Source organism: Bradyrhizobium sp. NBAIM08, assembly GCF_020193935.1.
GTDB classification, from domain to species: Bacteria; Pseudomonadota; Alphaproteobacteria; order Rhizobiales; family Xanthobacteraceae; genus Bradyrhizobium; species Bradyrhizobium yuanmingense.
In genome coordinates this window covers 1-401 of the sequence record NZ_JADYVR010000995.1, presented here as the reverse complement: position 1 = coordinate 401, position 401 = coordinate 1, and the positions used below count along the sequence as shown (strand labels likewise).

1 protein-coding gene is annotated in these 401 nt (G+C 67.8%); it reads left to right on the top strand.

The genetic code is table 11. The features are described from left to right. The first annotated feature begins 69 nt into the window (after positions 1 to 69). A complete protein-coding gene (locus I6F37_RS43110; RefSeq protein WP_225154848.1) occupies positions 70 to 237 on the top strand; it encodes a CsbD family protein in 168 nt (55 codons plus the stop codon). Positions 238 to 401 lie beyond the last annotated feature (164 nt).

Genomic DNA, 401 nt, shown 5'->3' with positions numbered 1-401 from the left:
GTAGGTGAGCCGTGCATCGGACGCGCCTGGCTGGGTACAAGAGCAGTACGTCAACGTAGGAGGAACCGCATGGGCACCGACGACAAGATGGCCAACCAGGGCGAGGGTCTGCTCGGCAAGGCCAAGGAGAAGCTCGGCGACGCGACCGACAACGAGAGCCTGCAGGCCGAGGGCAAGGGCGACCAGAGCAAGGCCGACATCAAGCAGGCCGGCGAGGTCAAGGACGCCTTCAAGTAGCCAGCACCCTCTCGATCACGGACCGGCTCGTCGCGAGCACCTCACGCAGGTGCTCGTGGCGGGCCGGTCTCGTCGTCAGTGCCGGGCCTGCAGCGCCAGCCGGAGGGCGGTGTTGGCGCTGCCGTAGCCGTCGTAGCCACCCCGTCGCTCCAGCAGCTCGAGGT